This window comes from Tenacibaculum aestuarii (assembly GCF_964510395.1).
Taxonomy (GTDB): domain Bacteria; phylum Bacteroidota; class Bacteroidia; order Flavobacteriales; family Flavobacteriaceae; genus Polaribacter; species Polaribacter aestuarii.
The window spans coordinates 41,055-59,276 of the sequence record NZ_CAZEFY010000004.1 but is presented as its reverse complement, the minus strand read 5'-3'; the positions used below and the strand labels follow the sequence as shown (position 1 = coordinate 59,276).

The window sequence follows — 18,222 nt, the reverse complement described above, 5'->3', positions numbered from 1 at the left end:
AATAATTTTGTCTATTTTAGGCAAATAGAAAAAAAATCGCTGGATGATAACACAAATTAGGGGGAAGCTTGTGGAGAAAAATCCTACATACGCCGTTGTAGATTGTAACGGGGTAGGGTATTTACTACACATTTCACTAAACACATATTCATCATTACCAAATGATGAATATGTGTTGTTATACACACACTTATCTATTAGAGAAGACGCACATACGTTATATGGTTTTTCAACCAAAATGGAACGAGAAGTATTTTTATTATTAACTTCAGTTTCTGGTGTAGGACCAAGTACTGCAAGAACTATGTTGTCTTCAATGACTTCTAAAGAAGTTCAACAAGCTATTGCTTCAGAAGATGTAAAACTAATACAATCAGTAAAAGGAATTGGAGCAAAAACAGCGCAACGCGTTATTGTCGATTTAAAAGATAAAGTTTTAAAAACCTTTGATCTTGATGAAGTTTCTGTAGTACAGAACAATACAAATAAAGAAGAAGCGTTATCTGCTTTAGAGGTTCTTGGCTTTGTTAGGAAGCAGGCCGATAAAGTAATAGGGGGAATATTAAAAGAAACACCTGATGCAAGTGTTGAAATACTTATAAAGCAGGCGTTGAAAAAATTATAAAAAAGTTTGGAAAAAACAGTTATGAATAGACTATTAACAATACTTACTTTTTTAGTAAGTATTGTTTCGTTTTCACAAAATACGCAAAACGATAGTACAAAAACTGTTAAGAAAGATACTGTTGTTCCTCTCAAATATAATTTTAAAAACAATCAAAATGGCGCTCTTTTTTTAAACAATCCTAGTCAAAAAGTAGTTACTTATGATAAGGTGTTGAACAAATTTATGATTGTTGAAAAAGTAGGAGATTACTATGTGGGAACTCCTATTTTTATGACACCAAAAGAGTATGACGAGTATCGTTTAAAAAACGATTTAAAAGATTACTTCAAAGAAAAGGTAGATGCTACCAATCCGAAGAAAAAAGGAAGTGATGCTGCTCGTAAAAATTTACTTCCTAAATATTATGTAAACTCTAAGTTTTTTGAATCTGTTTTTGGTGGAAATACAGTTGAGGTAAATCCAACAGGACAAATTAATATTAAATTAGGAGGTGTTTATCAAAATAACGAGAACCCTCAAATTTCTGTAGAAAACCAAAGTAGTTTTACGTTTGATTTTGATCAACAAATTAGTGCGAGTATACAAGCTAAAGTAGGGAAACGATTAAAAGTAACCGCAAATTACGATACACAATCTACTTTCGATTTTCAAAATGTTATAAAATTAGAGTACACACCAACCGAAGACGATATTATCAGAAATATTGAAGCAGGTAATATTAGTATGCCGATAAAAAACTCTTTAATTAACGGAGCGCAATCGTTATTTGGAGTAAAAACACAATTGCAATTCGGTAAAACTTATGTTACGGCTGCTTTTTCACAGCAAAATTCACAGTCTAAAACGGTAATAGCCGAAGGAGGGGCAACGATTGAACCTTTTGAGTTACGAGCTTCTGACTATGATAATGATCGCCACTTCTTCTTATCACAATATTTTAGAGAAAATTACTCAAAAGCATTAGAAAGATACCCGCTAATTAATAGCCCGATAAACATTACTCGTATAGAAGTTTGGGTAACGAACAGAAATCAAAATGTAAGCGATTATCGTAGCATTGTTGCTTTTGCCGATTTAGGAGAGTCAGATGATGACAATGAGGTGAATCCGTCAGAAATTATCACTACACCAGGAGCAGTATCTGCTAATTCTGCGATTTTACCTTATAACGGAGTAAACAATTTAAGTTCTTTATTAACTGTAACTAGTGGAGGAATTAGAGATGTTGCAACAGTAGATAATGCCATAAACGGTATTGGTATTCCTGCCCGACAAGGGTTTAACTATACGTATTTACAAAATGCTCGTAGGTTACAACCTAATGAGTTTAAATTACATCCACAATTAGGATTTATTTCCTTAAACAGACGATTAAACGACGGAGAAGTTTTAGCAGTAGCTTTTGAGTATACTGTTGTTGGTGCATCCAATAACGAAACAGTTTTTAGAGTAGGTGAATTTTCAAACGACGGAATTGTAGCGCCATCAAACATTGCCGTAAAATTATTACGTAGTGAAATTTTAAACACAGTACGTCCAGGAACATCAACACCAACGAATCCTGGTGAGCCTTTTCCTACATGGCGTTTAATGATGAAAAACGTGTACGCTTTAGGAGCATTTCCGTTACAACGTGATGGTTTCCGTTTCGAGTTATTGTATCGTGATGACGAAACAGGAACACTACAAAACACCTTACAAAACGCGACAACTACAGCGCTGAAGAATGAGCCTTTATTAAGGTTAATGAATTTAGATAAGCTAGATCAAAGTGAGTATGCAGTTACGAATGGAGATGGTTTTTTCGATTATGTAGAAGGGATTACGGTAAATTCTGAAAGAGGATACATTTTGTTTCCTGAACCAGAACCATTTGGAGAAGACTTATTGCTAAAGTTAACGAATCCGTTAGATCAAGAAAAATATGGTTTCGAAGAATTGTATTTAACTACTAAGATTCAAGCAAAAAACGAATATCAAAATCTAGATAAATTCTTTTTAAAAGGATATTTTAAATCAGAAACAAGTAGAGGAATTTCTTTAGGAGCATTCAATGTTCCAAGAGGTTCAGTACGTGTTACTGCAGGAGGAAGACAGCTAGTTGAAGGAGTTGATTACGTGGTAGATTATCAATTAGGTCGTGTACAGATTTTAGATCCAGGTTTAGAGGCATCCGGAATTCCAATCAATGCTTCCGTAGAAAACAATACCTTCTTTAACCAACAAAGAAAAACGTTTATTGGAGTAGATATAGAGCATCGTTTTTCAGAAGATTTTATTTTAGGAGGAACCTTTTTAAATGTTAGTGAAAAACCTATCACACCTAAAGTAAATTTTGGAGGAGAACCTATCGATAATATCATGTTAGGGCTAAATTTAGATTATTCTTCTGAAGTACCTTATTTAACTAAACTAGCAAATAAACTACCTTTTGTAGAAACTGAAGTACCTTCGAACGTTTCGGTTAGAGCAGATATGGCTTATTTATTGCCAGGTGCTCCAAGCGGAATCAATGTAGACGGTACAGCAACTTCATATTTAGATGATTTTGAAGCTTCTCAAATTCCTATTAATTTAAGTTCGCCACAACAATGGTTTTTAGCAAGTACACCAGAATCACAAGGATTTGATGGTGGTGCTTTTGGTTTAGAATACAATTATAAAAGAGGAAAATTAGCATGGTATAATGTTGATCAGTTATTCTACGGAAGCGGAAACAGACCAAGTAATATTGATGAAAATGAGTTGTCGAGAGATGAAGTTCGTCAAATACGTTACAATGAGTTATTTCCTGAAACAGATTTAGACATTACGCAGCAAAATTTAGTTCGTACATTAGATTTAGCCTATTATCCTGCAGAAAGAGGTCCGTATAACTATAATGAAAATGCTAACACTGTGTTGCCAGAAGAGCGTTGGGGAGGTATTATGCGAGCATTAACCACCAATAATTTTGAGCAAGCAAACGTAGAGTACATTCAGTTTTGGTTGATGGATCCGTATGATAATTATTCAATTACCGCGGAAGAAGGATTGCCAGCAGGAGTTAATCCAGATGACCCAACTAACAGAGTAGGAAAGCTGTTTATTAACTTAGGAAATGTTTCTGAAGATATTTTAAAAGACGGAAGAAAACAGTACGAAAATGGACTTCCTGAAGATGGACAAAAAGTAGATGGAGGAAATGTTGAAACGTCTATTTGGGGAACCACACCTATCAATCCATCAATCATATATGCTTTTGATTCTAGTAACGATGCAAGAACAAACCAAGATGTTGGTTTAGACGGATTGAGCGACGAAGAAGAAAGAGCGAAGTTTCCTGCGTTTGCAGGATTAGATGATCCGGCAGGAGATAATTTCCAATTTTTTAGAGGAGGAGCAATAGAAAGTACTGATCCTTCAGTTTTAGCACGTTATAAAAACTATAACGGTACAGAGGGGAATTCGCCAACAGCAAGTCAATCAGGAGAATCGTATCCAACATCATCAACTACATATCCAGACACAGAAGATATTAACAAGGATCAAACAATGAATCCTGTGAATAGTTATTTTGAATATGAAGTTTCATTAAATAAAACAGATTTACCTCAAGACAATAATGATTTAGCAGGAAGAACAAATAAAAATCACATTATAGATGTTAAAAATGAAAGAGTAACATTACTTAATGGAGCTGAGAGAGAGGTTAGATGGTATCAATTTAGAATTCCAGTAAGAAATGTAGAAGACTTTCAACGTATTAATGGTATTTCCGATTTTAACAGTATTCGTTTTATACGAATGTTTCTTGCAGGATTTAAAATGCCAGTAGTTTTACGTTTCGGAGAGTTCGAATTGGTTAGAGGAGATTGGCGTAGATATACCAAAACTTTACCAGAGTCAGGTACACCAGTTCCTTTACAAACAGTAGATTTAAATAAGTTTGAAGTAGGAGTTGTAAGTATTGAACAAAACCCAGAACGTTACGCGTTACCTCCAGGAATTGAACGAGAAGAATTACAAGGAACGAATAGAATTCAACGTCAGAATGAGCAATCTGTAACCTTAAGAGTTACCGATTTAGAAGCTGATCAGGCGCGAACGATTTATAAAAATATAAGCATTGATATGCGTAGGTATAAAAACTTACGTATGTTTTTACATGCCGAAAGTCCGAGTACCCCAGAAGGAGCAGGGAATGACGATATGGTTGCAATTATTCGTTTAGGTACTGACTTAAATGATAATTATTATCAAATAGAGAAACCATTAAAAATATCAGCATCAAATGCTTCTATCGATACAGATATTTGGCCAGCTGAAAACAACTTAGATATTTTGCTAGAAGAGCTAGCAAACCTTAAAATTCAACGACCAACAGGAGATCCTATTTCTAATATTTTTGCTGGTGTAAGTTCTAATGGATTGGATATTTCTGTTAAAGGAAATCCGACATTGGCGCAAATAAGAACCATAATGTTGGGAGTTAAAAACACAACTGCTTCTCCAAAATCAGTAGAAGTTTGGTTTAACGAATTGCGTGCTGTAGGTTTTGATAATAAAGGCGGTTGGGCAGCTGTGGTAAATGCTGATGCAAATATGGCTGATGTGTTAGATGTTTCTTTAGCAGGAAGAATGTCTACCGTTGGTTTTGGTAATGTTGAAGATAGAGTTCAGCAACGAAGTATTGAAGAGGTTAAACAATATAGTGTGGCAACCAATGTTCAGTTAGGTAAAATGATGCCTAAAAAATGGAACATGCAAGTACCTATGAGTTATACGTATGGTGAAGAATTTAGAGATCCAAAATACGATCCGCAGTTTCAAGATGTAAAATTAGAAGATGCGATTGATAAAAATCCAAACAGTAAAAATGCGCAAGATTATACCAGAAGAAAGAGTATTAGTTTTATCAATGTAAAGAAAAACAGAAATCCAGAGAGCAAGAAAAAGCCTAAGTTTTACGATGTAGAAAATTTCTCTGCTTCTTACGCACACAGCGAAGAGTTTCATAAAGATTACAATATTGAAAAGTTCGAGAATAAAAATGTAATGGCAGGAGCTAGCTACAACTTCAATTTTGTACCTTTTTCTATTGAACCATTTAAAAATTCAGAAGGATTTAAGAGTAGGTATTTACAATTTATAAAAGATTTAAACTTTAATCCAGTACCTAAAACTTTAGCGATAAACTCAAGAATTAATAGAAATTACAATAGCCAACAATCACGAAATTTAATTCAAGATATTGGGTTAACACCGCAACCAGAACTTATACAGCGAAGATTTTTATTTAATTGGGATTATACAATCGGTTTTGATTTAACAAAATCGTTACAGTTAAATTTCAACGCAACGAACAATTATATATATGATAGTTTTGGTGAAGATGAACAACTAGAAGTTTACGATCAATTTTTTAGTATTGGTAGACCAGATAATTATCATCAAAAACTAAACGCAACATATAAATTGCCATTAGATAAGTTTCCTTTTTTAAACTTCATAAATGCTGATTATGGTTATACAGCTGACTTTGATTGGAAAGCGGGATCACAAAGTTATATTGAAGAAGTTGGAAACATGATTCAAAATGCGAATACCCATAATTTAAATACCAATATAGATTTTGGACGTTTTTATAAAATTATAGGGGTAGATAAGCTATTGTTAAAAGGAGCAAAAAAACAACCAGCTCAACAAGGTACTGCAACTTTAGGAGAAAATCAAGTTGTGCAAAAAGCAAAGCTTAAAAAGAAAGCTACTTTTGGACAAAAACTAGGAAAAGGTGTTTATGATGTGTTAACATCAGTAAAAAGAGCTAAAATTAGCTATGCTCAAAATAACGGAACACTGTTACAAGGTTACAAACCTTCAGTAGGGTTCTTAGGAAGAAATAGTTATGATGGAGGTTTAGCACCAACTTTAGGGTTTGTTTTTGGTAGTCAAACAGATATTTTAAATAGGGCAATTGAAAACGGATGGTTAATTACCCGTAACACTGGTGAAGAATACTATAGTAAAAACTACGCTAAAACAAGATATAAAAAGCTAGATTATACTGTATCGGTAAAACCGTTTAGAGACTTAACAATTGATTTACGAGGAAATAGAATTGAAACAAGTAACTTAACACAGCAGTTAGATATTGTTTCTAATGGAAGTGGAGGTTTTGAGCAAGACCCTAACATCAAACCTTTTGAAACAGGTAATTATAGCATCAGTCACTTTATGTTAGGAACTGTTTTTACAGATAATGAAACCTTGTATCAAAACTTTTTAGATTACAGGCAAGAAATTTCAGGAAGACTAGCCAATGAGCAAGGTATAACTGCTAACGATTCCAATCCGGCTAACAGCGATCCAGGATTTAAAACAAACGGACAACAGGCAATGTTGCCAGCATTTATTGCAGCATATTCAGGTAACAGTCCTAATTCAATAAGTACAGGAATCTTTAAAAATATTCCGATTCCTAATTGGACTTTGCGTTATAACGGATTTATGAAGTACAAATGGTTTAAGAAAAACTTTAGCTCATTTACTTTATCTCACGGATATAATTCTCTTTATACTATAGGTAATTATACCAATAATTTACAGTATGATGCGAATAGTACAACAAATACAAATACTTCTGGTAATTATCAACCAGAACTCTTAATTTCGTCGGCAACTTTAATTGATGAATTTTCTCCATTAATAAAAGTAGATTTTAGAATGAAAAATTCTATTTCGTTTAAAGGAGAAGTAAGAAAAGATAGAACATTAACTTTAAACTTTAACAATAATACGTTAACAGATATTAAAGGAACAGAATATGTTTTAGGATTTGGATATAAGATTAGAGATGTTAAATTTGTCACCAGATTTACAGGAAAGAAAGAAACCTTAAAAGGAGACATAAATTTAAGAGCAGACGTTTCGTTAAGAGATAACTTAACGTTGATAAGAAGTGTAGATAAAGAGAATAGTCAGATAACAGGAGGAGAAAAATTATTCGGATTAAAATTTATCGCCGATTATAATTTAACAAGTAATTTAACAGCTTCTTTTTATTATAATCATCAAACGTTTGAGTATGCGGTTTCTACTACTTTTCCAAGACAATCAATTAATGCAGGAATTAATATAGTATATAATCTAGGAAATTAAAACAAACACAATAAAAAATAATTACAATGAACATTCCATCAGAATTAAAGTATACCAAAGATCACGAGTGGGTTAAGGTAGAAGGTGATGTAGCAACTATTGGTATTACTGATTTTGCACAAGGTGAGTTAGGAGACATCGTATATGTAGATGTTGATACTTTAGATGAAACATTAGATGCAGAAGAGGTTTTCGGATCGGTAGAGGCAGTAAAAACAGTTTCAGATCTATTCATGCCTTTATCAGGTGAGGTAGTAGAGTTTAATGAGGCTTTAGAAGACGAACCAGAGCTGGTAAACTCTGATCCTTACGGAGAAGGATGGATGATAAAAGTAAAATTATCAGACGATTCACAAGTAGCAGATTTATTAAGTGCTGAACAATATCAAGAGCTTATTAAAGGATAAACTAACAACAATAGCAATACTTATTACTTTAGGTATTGCTATTCTTAGTTTAATAAAGCTAGGAAAATCACCTGTACAAATAAATCATTTTGATAAAATTAAGCATGCTTTTGCTTATTTTGTCCTGAGCTTTGTATGGCTGATTGCTTTAAGAGCAACAAAAATTAATAAGTATTTAATAGGTTTTTGTTGTTTTTTTTACGGCATAATTATTGAGGTTCTACAAGTTACAATCACATCACATCGATCAGGGGAGATTTTAGATGTAATCGCAAATACGACGGGTATTTTAATAGCTTATATTGTTTATAATTCTTTTTTTAAGAAAAATGAAGCTATTTAAAGATTATGCTTGTATAAGTTGAAATAAATTAATTAAATTAGCGAACTATTAAAAACATTTAGGATGGAAATCAAGAAAAATCCAAAATCAAACTTAGAAAACTACAGTAAGCTATTTATGCAAATAGGTTTGGTTTTTGCTTTATTTGTAACGTATGTTGCTATTGAAAATAAAACATATGATAAAGAATATGCTGACTTAGGTATGGCTGATATGGCTTCTGAAATCGAAGAAGAAACTATCGAGCTTCAAGTTGAGCCACCAAAACCAAAGCCAAATACGCCTCCACCACCAGCTCCTGAAAAAATTGAAGTAGTAGAAGACGAGAAAGAAGTTGAAGAAACTGTTATTGAATCTACTGAGACAGATGAGTCTGAAGAAATTGTTGTTGAAGATATCGAAGAGGTAGAAGAAGTAGAAGAAGTAGTAGAAGATGTACCTTTCGCTATTATTGAAGAAGTTCCTGTATTTCCTGGATGTACTGGTACAAAACAACAAAAGAAAGACTGTTTAAATAAGCAGTTACAAAAACACGTTCAACGTAACTTTAATGCTGAATTAGCTAACGAGTTAGGTTTATCACCAGGTAAAAAGAGAATCTATGTTCAATTTAAGATTGACAAAGATGGTTCTATTACTAGCGTAACAGCAAGAGCTCCACACCCAAGGTTAAAGCAAGAGGCTGAAAGAGTAGCAAGAAAAATTCCTAAAATGCAACCAGGTAGACAAAGAGGTAGACCAGTAAGAGTTGGTTACACATTACCTATTACATTTAACGTAGAGTAGTAAAATTACTTAACAATAATAAAAAAAGCAATCCTAAAAGGATTGCTTTTTTTATTGGCATGTTTCTTGTTTTATATAGGTAGTAATTTAAAATAAATGCACTATGAAAACAACAAAAAAGAATGCTAGAAAGCAGTTAGAAAAATTCTCAACAATTTTTACTCAGTTAGGTTTAGTACTCACTTTATTTATAGTTTTTTTAGCTTTAGAGCACGAAACAGAAAAGGAAGTAGCAGTTTTAAAACCATCAAGTAGTGAGTTGTACGAACCTGTTTACACTTTTAAACGGCCTGTTATTTTAAAAAGAGTTGAACAGGTAACGGAAGAACCAAAGAAAAAAACGGTACTTAAAGAAATTCTAAAACCAAAAGTAGTAGATAACGATACAGATATTACTACAGTAATTGAAATGCCTGTTGAAGAACCCACTGTTGATATAGATAAGATAGAAGAAGTGAAAGAAATTGAAAATATAAATAAAGGTGACGACCCAATTTCAATTAATAACGTACAAAACACTCCAGTTTTTAAAGGGTGTGAAGGGTTGTCAGAAGTTGAAAATAGAAAGTGTTTTGAACGAAAAATTCAACAACATGTACAACGTAATTTTAATTCAGTACTTGCACAAGACGTAGGATTAAGTTCTGGGAAATATAAAATATTAACACAGTTTGTTATTGATAAATCAGGAAACGTTATGGATATTAAAATTAGAGCACCACATGCTAAATTAGAAAAGGAAACGGATAGAGTGGTGAATAAAATCCCGCAGTTTCAACCAGGAAAACAGAATAACAAAGAAGTAAAAGTAAAATATACCTTACCAATTATTTTTAAAGTTGAATAATAATTAAAAGCTCAACCATTTAGGTTGAGTTTTTTTATTTTTGTTTATATGGATACAAATAAAACGTTTTTTGCACACGAAACAGCTGTTATAGATGACGGATGTACTATTGGAGAAGGAACAAAAATTTGGCATTTTAGTCATATAATGCCTAATTGTACAATAGGGAATAATTGTAATATAGGTCAAAATGTAGTGGTATCATCACAAGTTGTTTTGGGTAGTAATGTAAAAGTTCAAAACAATGTTTCTATTTATACAGGGGTTATTTGTGAAGATGATGTTTTTTTAGGCCCGTCTATGGTGTTTACGAACGTTATTAATCCGCGTAGCGCTATTAAAAGACAAGATCAATACTTAGAAACCGTTGTAAAAAAAGGCGCGAGTATAGGTGCCAATGCAACGATTGTTTGCGGTAACAATATAGGAGAATATGCTTTTATTGGTGCTGGAGCAGTAGTTACAAAAGAAGTTGCTCCCTATGCATTAGTTGTAGGGAATCCTTCTAAGCAAATAGGTTGGATAAGTGAATATGGTCATCGCTTGGATTTTGATGAAAAAGGATATGCTGTTTGTTCAGAAAGTGGAGAAAAATACCAACTTAAAGATAACAAAGTTATTAAGTGTTAATCAAAGGTTTATAGAAAGTAAAAAAAAGATTAAAAAAAAAATAAAAAAATATTTGAGAAAAAGAAAAACTTATTTATCTTTGAGACGTGGTTGAAAAACCACTTTCTTTTTCTTTTTCATAGCAATTTTTCCCACTCAATTATGAGTGGGTTTTTTTATACCCAATTCCCAAATCAAGAAAGAGTATAAAACCACATATTCTAAGGTAATTAACCAAAAATTTTCCTTCCAAGGAGTGTTAGCGTAAGCCTGATAACTTAATATAATGACAAAGCTCCAAATTACAGGGAAACGATATTTGGTAAATACCGATAAAATTAAAAGAGAACCAATATACCAAGGGTGCATTGTTGTACTTACAAAATAATAGAACGATAAACTAAATAACATTGCTGTTATCAATTGCATCATAGAAGTATTTCTTCGGAAAAAAGTAAGAACTAACAAAAAGCTAACAGTAAGAAGAGGGATTATCTTACCTATAATAGCAATCTCATTATATCCTCTAAATAAATAACCTATTTCCCTTGCAATATAGTAGAAGCTCGCATTAAACTCGAAATTTCGAAACCAAAGCCCTACAGAATTCGAATAATTCGCTATGAATTCAAAAGAGAAAAATGGAAGGAAGGTTATGGTAATTGTTAATAGTACAACTGCATAAAAACTAATTAATCTTTTGATAACGACAGTATTAGGTGTTTCATTTTTTACAAACCATTGATAAAATAAGGGTAAGAAAATCAAAGGAATTAGTTTTACCGAAACCGCACAAGCTAACAAAACACTTGCCCAAATCCATTTTCGCTGTTGTAGCTTGTATAAACTCCAAACTACAAAAAATAGCATAATTGGCTCAAAATGTAAGTTTCCAGTAAATTCAATAATAACAAAAGGATTTAAAACATATAAAAAGATATTATGAACGGGTAACTGTAATTTTTCTAAGAGCTTTTTTCCGAAGTATAAAATTCCAATATCAGCCAAAGTAATGAGGAGGCGCATCACAATCACACTTCCTAAAATACTATGTTTAGAAAACAAAGCTGCTAATAAAAAACACAACTGATTAATGGGAGGATAATTAGTATAATGACTTCCGTTTAATTGCCCCATTCCCTTATACAATTCTGTTGCTTGTAAAATAGGTGCGTTGTTTTGCTCAATTAAAGTTTGAGGTAATGATAAATACGGATTAAATCCTTCTAAAATCATACGACCATCCCAAATAAATCGATAAAAATCTTGCGATAAATTAGGTATGGCAAATAAGAATATCAACCTAAAAAGAATTGCAATAGCAAGCCAATATTTAAAAGAAATCTGTTTGTTTTGTAGCAAAAAATAAAAAGAACCAAATAAGCCAATCCACAAAATTAGTAGTTTGTAAAACTCGGTACGTTCTAAAGAATAGGCAAAAAAGGTATAAAAGCATACACTAACAAATGTTAGTATAAGTACGTTGTATTTTTTTAGCAAAGACATTTACGCCTTAGAAAACAGAGATTTATAAAATACATAACCAAAACCAACAAACAACATTAAGTGAAAAGGGAACATTCCGAAATCACCGCCTTTATTTCCAACAATAAAAGCGCTATACATTCCAAATGCAAAATATAGCGTTAAAGCTCCTTCAATAATTACATGTAATGAAGGTTTTTTACGGATGTATTTGTTGTTTTTCCAACTATCTTTTAACGATTTAATATTGAATTTTGGCGTTCTAACAAATTCACTTTTCTTTCCTAAATGACCTTCTAAAACAGCAATGGTATTGTGTAGGGAAAAGCCCATGGCAACTGAGAAAAAGGCAAAAAAAGCTCCAATATATTTTATAAAGTTTAACATACCTCCTCCATAAGTTTTCTTGTACATAAACCAATAACAAATAAAGAAAATCAGTGTGCTTATGATGAAGAAACTCATCACTAAAAAGTAAATTTTTAAATGTGCATACTCATTTTTAATATACAACATGGGTATACTTAAAATAGCTACTAAAAAAATGCAAGTAAACATTGAACTATTTAGAAGGTGTAGAGTTCCGTGAATTTTAGTTTTCAAAGGAATATTCTTACTTGTAAGAATCCTTTTTAGCATTTTTTGAAAATTTTCGGCCCCACCTTTATTCCATCTAAATTGTTGTGAGCGAGCAGCACTAATAACCACAGGTAATTCAGCTGGAGTTACAACATTTTCTAAGTATTTGAATTTCCAGTTTTTTAATTGTGCGCGGTAACTTAGATCTAAATCTTCAGTCAAGGTATCTCCTTCCCAATTTCCTGCATCATAAATACATTCTTTACGCCAAATACCAGCGGTACCATTAAAATTGATGAAATGCCCTTGACTATTTCGCCCCACTTGTTCTAAAGTGAAATGAGCATCTAAGGCAAAAGCTTGAATTTTTGTTAAGGTCGAATAGTTTCTGTTGATGTGTCCCCAACGAGTTTGTACCACACCAATTCTAGGATTCTTGAAATAAGGAACCGTTTCTAACAACCAGTTTTCTTTAGGTAAAAAATCTGCGTCAAAAATGGCTATGAACTCTCCTTTAGCAGTTTTTAACCCTTCTTTTAAAGCTCCAGCTTTAAATCCTTGACGATTTTCTCGTGTAATATGTTGAATGTCTAATCCCGTTTTTTGAAGTTCTGCTATTTGTTTCGCAGTACTTTCAACCGATTCATCTGTAGAATCATCCAGTACTTGAATTTCTAATTTTTCACGGGGATACTCAAGTTTCGCTATATTATTTAGCAAGCGTTCCATGACATACAACTCATTAAAAACGGGTAATTGTATGGTTACATAAGGAATTTCGATCGGATTTGAAAAATCAAATTTAAGTGAGTTGTCTTGTTTTTTTCTTGCTTTTAAGTAATTTATCAGCAAGTTAAATTGCGCTAAAGCATATAGTAAAATAAGAACTAGCGATATGGTGTATAGCGTAATTATTATGTATTCTAAGACCATTATTTGAAGCTATATTTAAAGATCCAACCTAAAATTTTAACGCCAGCTAATATACTACCTTTTAGAGTTCCTGAAACTTTTGAAACGCCTATTCTGTTTCGGTATTTCATAGGGATTTCAGTATAGCTTAATTTTTGCTTTAAGGCTTTTAATTGCATTTCAACCGTCCATCCGTAGGTTTTATCCTCCATTTGTAAAGCTAATAGTTTGTCGTATTTAATAGCTCTAAACGGACCTAAATCGGTGAATTTAGCGCAAAAAAATAGTTTCATTAAAGTTGTAGCTAACCAGTTGCCGAAAATTTGTTGTGGAGTCATAGAGCCATGTTCACGCAAGTGTTTTACTCGAGCACCTATCACAAAATCTATATTGTTTTTAAGTATAGGTTCAACAAGTTCGTTGAGTTGTTCAGGGTAATCAGAATAATCTCCATCTAAGAAAACAATGATATCTGGTTTTTCTTTTTTTAAGGAAACATACTCCATTCCTTTTAAACAAGCATATCCGTACCCTTTTCTATTTTCAGAAAGTACTGTAGCACTTGCATTTTTTGCATTAACTTCGGTATTGTCAGTTGAATTATTGCTAATCACAATGACTTCATCTACTATGGAAGGAATGTCGTTTATAACAAGAGCAATAGAATCTTGTTCGTTATAGGCGGGGATGATTACTTTAATTAAAGGTTTCATTTGCTATTTTAAAGCTTGCAAGGTATTGTGTTTTTAGAATTGAATAAAATTTATTTTTTATTCACCAGTTTCATCAAATCTACATCGTTACCAAGTAAAATTTCTGTAGGATTGATACGTCCTTTTTCTGGTCCGTTTTCTAATTTTAATACACCACGAGGACAAACAGCCGAACAAATTCCGCAGCCAACGCAACTAGCACGTACTATGTTTTCTCCTTTTTGAGCATAAGCACGTACATCAATTCCTTGTTCACAATATGTAGAACAATTTCCGCAAGAAATACATTGCCCACCATTGGTAGTAATTCTAAATCGAGATTTAAAACGTTGTACAATTCCTAAATAAGCAGCTAACGGACATCCAAAACGACACCAAACACGGTTACCGAAAATTGGATAAAACCCTGTGCCAATAACACCTGCAAAGATAGATCCTATTAAGAAACCATAAATATCTTGAATGGTTTGCGTTTTAATTCCTAATACTTCTTGACTTCCAGAAAAATAAGAATATAATGTGAAGCCAGTCATTATTAAGGCAAATACAAGAACTCCATGGACTATCCAGCGTTCAAATTTCCATGCTTTTAAAGATTTGTCTGATAGCTGTCGGTAGGGATCTCCTAAAGTTTCTGCTAATCCACCACAACCACAAACCCAAGAACAGTACCAACGTTTTCCGAAGAAATATACCATAACCGGAACAATGACTAAGGTGAGTACAATTCCCCAAACTAAAATGAACAAACCGAAGCCACCGCTAGCAATTAGCTGATCTAAATTCCAACTAAAAAAGAAATCATAATCTAACGGAAAAGCATTTTTAAAATCGTACCAAGGTTTTTCAAAACGAACTAATATTTCTGGAATTAAGAAAGCAAAAACAATTTGAAAAAATAAAACAGATGTTGTTCTTAGGGTTTGATATTTATTATGACGGTATTTAATGTACATTCTTATTGCCATCACAATCATTACCACGCAATACAAAAATCCGTACAAAAACCATTGAGACGCTAAATTTCCACTCAAATATTGGCTGATTGGATCAACAATGTATGTCCAGTTTACTATATAATCTGGAAAGAAATAAAGAAGTATATAGAATGTAACCAAAAATAAAAAAACAAACCAACCAATCCAACCTCTATTAGTGGAAGAATTCAACCAAATGCCATTATTTTTAATACCTGGAGGTCCTTGGGTAATTACAGTTGGAATGATAAATAATAAAGAACCAATGATTCCTAAACCGAAGGTCAGTAGCCAAAAAAGACTTTTATTTTCTTTTACAATTCCTGTTCCAGCTTCTTTTGCTATTTCATAAGAAAAACTATGGGGTTTACTCCAAATAACTTTATCCCATTCACTATTTTCTTTGTGAGTAGTATTAGCTACTTCCAAGGCAGAAGTAATTTTAGAAGAAAATGAAAAAGGATTAGTGAATTCTTTTCCAACAACATTATTCTTTATATCATTAATAAAAAGCTCACTTTTTATGCCTTTATTAGAGATTACTTTTTCAAAAAGTACTGAACTAAGTTCATATTTCCCTAAGAAAATGAGAGAAACGAAAATACTTAATCCAAGTAAAAAGACGCTTAATCCTATGTTTTGTATTACTTTCATTACGGTTAATTTGATTTACCTAATTCCTTTAAGAGGGTTCATGTTTAAATGCTAAAAATGCGTTTCCAGCTTTTCTTTTTTAATTGAATAGTAGTATTATTTTCTTTGTTGAATTTTGCCACAATTTCTGGTTCATGAAGCTTATAAAATTCTGGATCGAAATTAGCATCTGCAAGATGTTCTAATACATAAGTTACAGAACGTTTTTCTGTCAGAACTTTATCAAAAAAGGCATGACGCATACGTATTCCTAAGGTGTTTATTCCGATAAATTCTTGTGTGTTTTTATCGTAATTTAATCGAATACATTTTTTGTCACTTTCATGCTCCCAATAAAAATGTGTCTCATTTTTTTTAGGTTGTGCCCATACCCAACCGTAGGTTTGGTATTCGATATCAATAAATTTAGCAGAGTTAAACCAGTGTCCAGGTTTATATTGAGTTTTGTTACCACAAATAGTTTGAGCTACTGTTTCCCCCATCATTCTACCAGTGTACCAAACAGCTTCAATAGGACGTCGCAACCCGATAGCTTCGTGTTGTTCAGCACAATCACCAATAGCATAAATATCTTTGATGTTTGTTTCTAAAAAAGGATTTACTTTAACTCCTTTACCAAGTTCAATTTCTGAACCTTTTAAAAAATCGATATTTGGAGAAACTCCTGCGGTTAATCCTACAACATCACAAGTGATTTCTTCACCAGTTTCTTCAATAATTACAGATTTTACATGTCCGTTTTCATCAGCTTTAATTTCTTTAAGATTCACTCCTAAACGCAAATCAATATGGTTTTCTAAAATTTCACGATTTATCATAGCTGATTCTTCTGTAGGTAAAACTTTATTCCAGAAACTATCCTCACGAACTAAAAAAGTAACAGGAATATTCCTACTATGAAGCATTTCGGCTAGTTCAATACCAATCAATCCACCACCAACAATAACCGCTCTTTTGCATATTTGATTATTTGGAGCATATTTTTCAAGTGACTCTAGATCTTGTTTGTGATACATGCCCATTACTCCCTCTAAATTTTGCCCTGGCCAACCAAACTTATTAGGTTTGGAGCCTGTAGCGATGATTAATGTATCATACGCTAATTTTTCACCATTACTAAATTCAATTTCTTTGGTTGATGAATGTACTTTAGTAACATAATCTTTTTTGAGTTCGATGTTGTTTTTCTTCCAAAACCATGATTCGTAAGGCTTTGTATGCTCAAATTTCATGTGCCCCATATACACATACATTAATGCTGTTCTTGAAAAGAACTCTTCAGTTTCAGCAGAAATAATGGTGATTTTTTTGTCTGATAATTTTCTAATGTGTCTTGCAGCAGTAACACCAGAAATTCCATTACCAATAATAACGACATGCTCCATAAAAATTGATTTTGCAGTTTAGGTCGTTGTTAAAGTTAAGAACTTAATATAGTATCTTAATTTAGAACAAGTATAAACAGTATAAAAAATAGAAAGAGGGTTGATTTCTTGTGTTCGTGATTGATTATCAATCGTTTATGGGTTTTTGTTGAAGGGTTGATCATTTAATTATGAATTTTGATACAAAGGTTAACCTAAAAATAAGCTCTGTTATTAACAGGGTTAAGAATAATTTAAATTAAAAGTTATTATTATGAAAACAGCAACAAAACAAAACCAATTAGTTGAAGATTTTGAAAACAATTTTAAAGATCTTTTAAGTTCAGAATCTATCTCAAAAGCGGTAGAAAATCTTGAAAATGTAGATAGTGCATCTCTAAAAGCTGCTTCAGCATATGGGGCACATGGAGCTTTAGCAAGTTTAGTTTTTTATGTAAAAGCACAGTGTAGTATAAATAATGGTAAAACATTTAATGGTAATGCTTGGGGAATAAGTTTTCCTGGTGGAGGAGCGTTGTTTGGAGACGTATATTTAAGTAATGCGGGTTCATTAGACCAGTTGTATAAAGAAACTACTAGTTTCACATTTACAGCAACTCCAGTATATACTGCATTTTACTTTTTTGATAAAAATTCAAAATTACTTGGACACTTTCAAGCGGGCTCTGTATCTACTGCTACTGGAACAGGAGGAGGCTCTGGTAGTTGGTCTTAAAATATGATTAAGACCTTTCAGGTTTTTAATGAAGTTTTAAAA

Annotated in this window: 13 protein-coding genes; 8 read left to right on the top strand and 5 right to left on the bottom strand. The window is 32.5% G+C overall.

Features of this window, described 5'->3' with window-relative positions; all coding sequences use genetic code 11:
• Positions 1 to 43: 43 nt before the first annotated feature.
• The 7 genes from ruvA (at position 44) to ACKTSU_RS13300 (ending at position 10,781) form a co-directional block, all read left to right on the top strand.
• Positions 44 to 625 (top strand): Holliday junction branch migration protein RuvA, encoded by a 582-nt coding sequence (ruvA, locus tag ACKTSU_RS13330; RefSeq protein WP_408036998.1) that lies wholly within the window; start codon positions 44 to 46, stop codon positions 623 to 625.
• 21 nt (positions 626 to 646) lie between these two features.
• On the top strand, positions 647 to 7,768 hold the full coding sequence (sov, locus tag ACKTSU_RS13325) for a T9SS outer membrane translocon Sov/SprA (RefSeq protein WP_408036997.1): 7,122 nt from the start codon (positions 647 to 649) through the stop codon (positions 7,766 to 7,768).
• A gap of 26 nt (positions 7,769 to 7,794) precedes the next feature.
• Positions 7,795 to 8,175, top strand: coding sequence for a glycine cleavage system protein GcvH (gene gcvH, locus ACKTSU_RS13320; protein WP_028891755.1), 381 nt, complete (start codon positions 7,795 to 7,797; stop codon positions 8,173 to 8,175).
• Positions 8,141 to 8,518, top strand: coding sequence for a VanZ family protein (locus ACKTSU_RS13315; protein WP_408036996.1), 378 nt, complete (start codon positions 8,141 to 8,143; stop codon positions 8,516 to 8,518). Before gcvH ends, ACKTSU_RS13315 begins: the two co-directional genes overlap by 35 nt.
• 63 nt (positions 8,519 to 8,581) lie before the next feature.
• Positions 8,582 to 9,304, top strand: a complete 723-nt coding sequence (locus ACKTSU_RS13310) for an energy transducer TonB (RefSeq protein WP_408036995.1) — start codon at positions 8,582 to 8,584, stop codon at positions 9,302 to 9,304.
• A 103-nt stretch (positions 9,305 to 9,407) separates the two neighbouring features.
• The gene (locus ACKTSU_RS13305) at positions 9,408 to 10,151 is read left to right on the top strand and encodes an energy transducer TonB (RefSeq protein ID WP_408036994.1); all 744 of its coding nucleotides are present in this window, start codon (positions 9,408 to 9,410) and stop codon (positions 10,149 to 10,151) included.
• Positions 10,152 to 10,199: 48 nt separating this feature from the next.
• Positions 10,200 to 10,781: an acyltransferase gene (locus tag ACKTSU_RS13300; RefSeq protein ID WP_408036992.1), complete on the top strand. Its 582-nt coding sequence runs from the start codon at positions 10,200 to 10,202 to the stop codon at positions 10,779 to 10,781.
• Between the two features lie 135 nt (positions 10,782 to 10,916).
• Here the strand turns inward: ACKTSU_RS13300 and ACKTSU_RS13295 are convergent, their stop codons facing one another.
• The 5 genes from ACKTSU_RS13295 to ACKTSU_RS13275 are packed head-to-tail and all read right to left on the bottom strand — an operon-like array spanning position 10,917 to position 17,465.
• Complete coding sequence (locus ACKTSU_RS13295; protein WP_408036990.1) at positions 10,917 to 12,266, bottom strand: mannosyltransferase; 1,350 nt, start codon at positions 12,264 to 12,266, stop codon at positions 10,917 to 10,919.
• Complete coding sequence (locus ACKTSU_RS13290; RefSeq protein ID WP_408036989.1) at positions 12,267 to 13,757, bottom strand: cellulose synthase family protein; 1,491 nt, start codon at positions 13,755 to 13,757, stop codon at positions 12,267 to 12,269. It abuts the gene before it with no gap.
• The gene (locus ACKTSU_RS13285) at positions 13,757 to 14,449 is read right to left on the bottom strand and encodes a glycosyltransferase family 2 protein (protein ID WP_408036987.1); all 693 of its coding nucleotides are present in this window, start codon (positions 14,447 to 14,449) and stop codon (positions 13,757 to 13,759) included. Before ACKTSU_RS13285 ends, ACKTSU_RS13290 begins: the two co-directional genes overlap by 1 nt.
• 50 nt (positions 14,450 to 14,499) lie before the next feature.
• On the bottom strand, positions 14,500 to 16,080 hold the full coding sequence (locus ACKTSU_RS13280; protein ID WP_408036985.1) for a 4Fe-4S binding protein: 1,581 nt from the start codon (positions 16,078 to 16,080) through the stop codon (positions 14,500 to 14,502).
• 44 nt (positions 16,081 to 16,124) lie between these two features.
• Positions 16,125 to 17,465 (bottom strand): NAD(P)/FAD-dependent oxidoreductase, encoded by a 1,341-nt coding sequence (locus ACKTSU_RS13275; RefSeq protein WP_408036984.1) that lies wholly within the window; start codon positions 17,463 to 17,465, stop codon positions 16,125 to 16,127.
• A gap of 253 nt (positions 17,466 to 17,718) precedes the next feature.
• On the opposite strand from ACKTSU_RS13275, the gene ACKTSU_RS13270 reads away from it, so the two are divergent.
• Positions 17,719 to 18,180 (top strand): VapA/VapB family virulence-associated protein, encoded by a 462-nt coding sequence (locus ACKTSU_RS13270; RefSeq protein ID WP_408036983.1) that lies wholly within the window; start codon positions 17,719 to 17,721, stop codon positions 18,178 to 18,180.
• Positions 18,181 to 18,222: the final 42 nt, after the last annotated feature.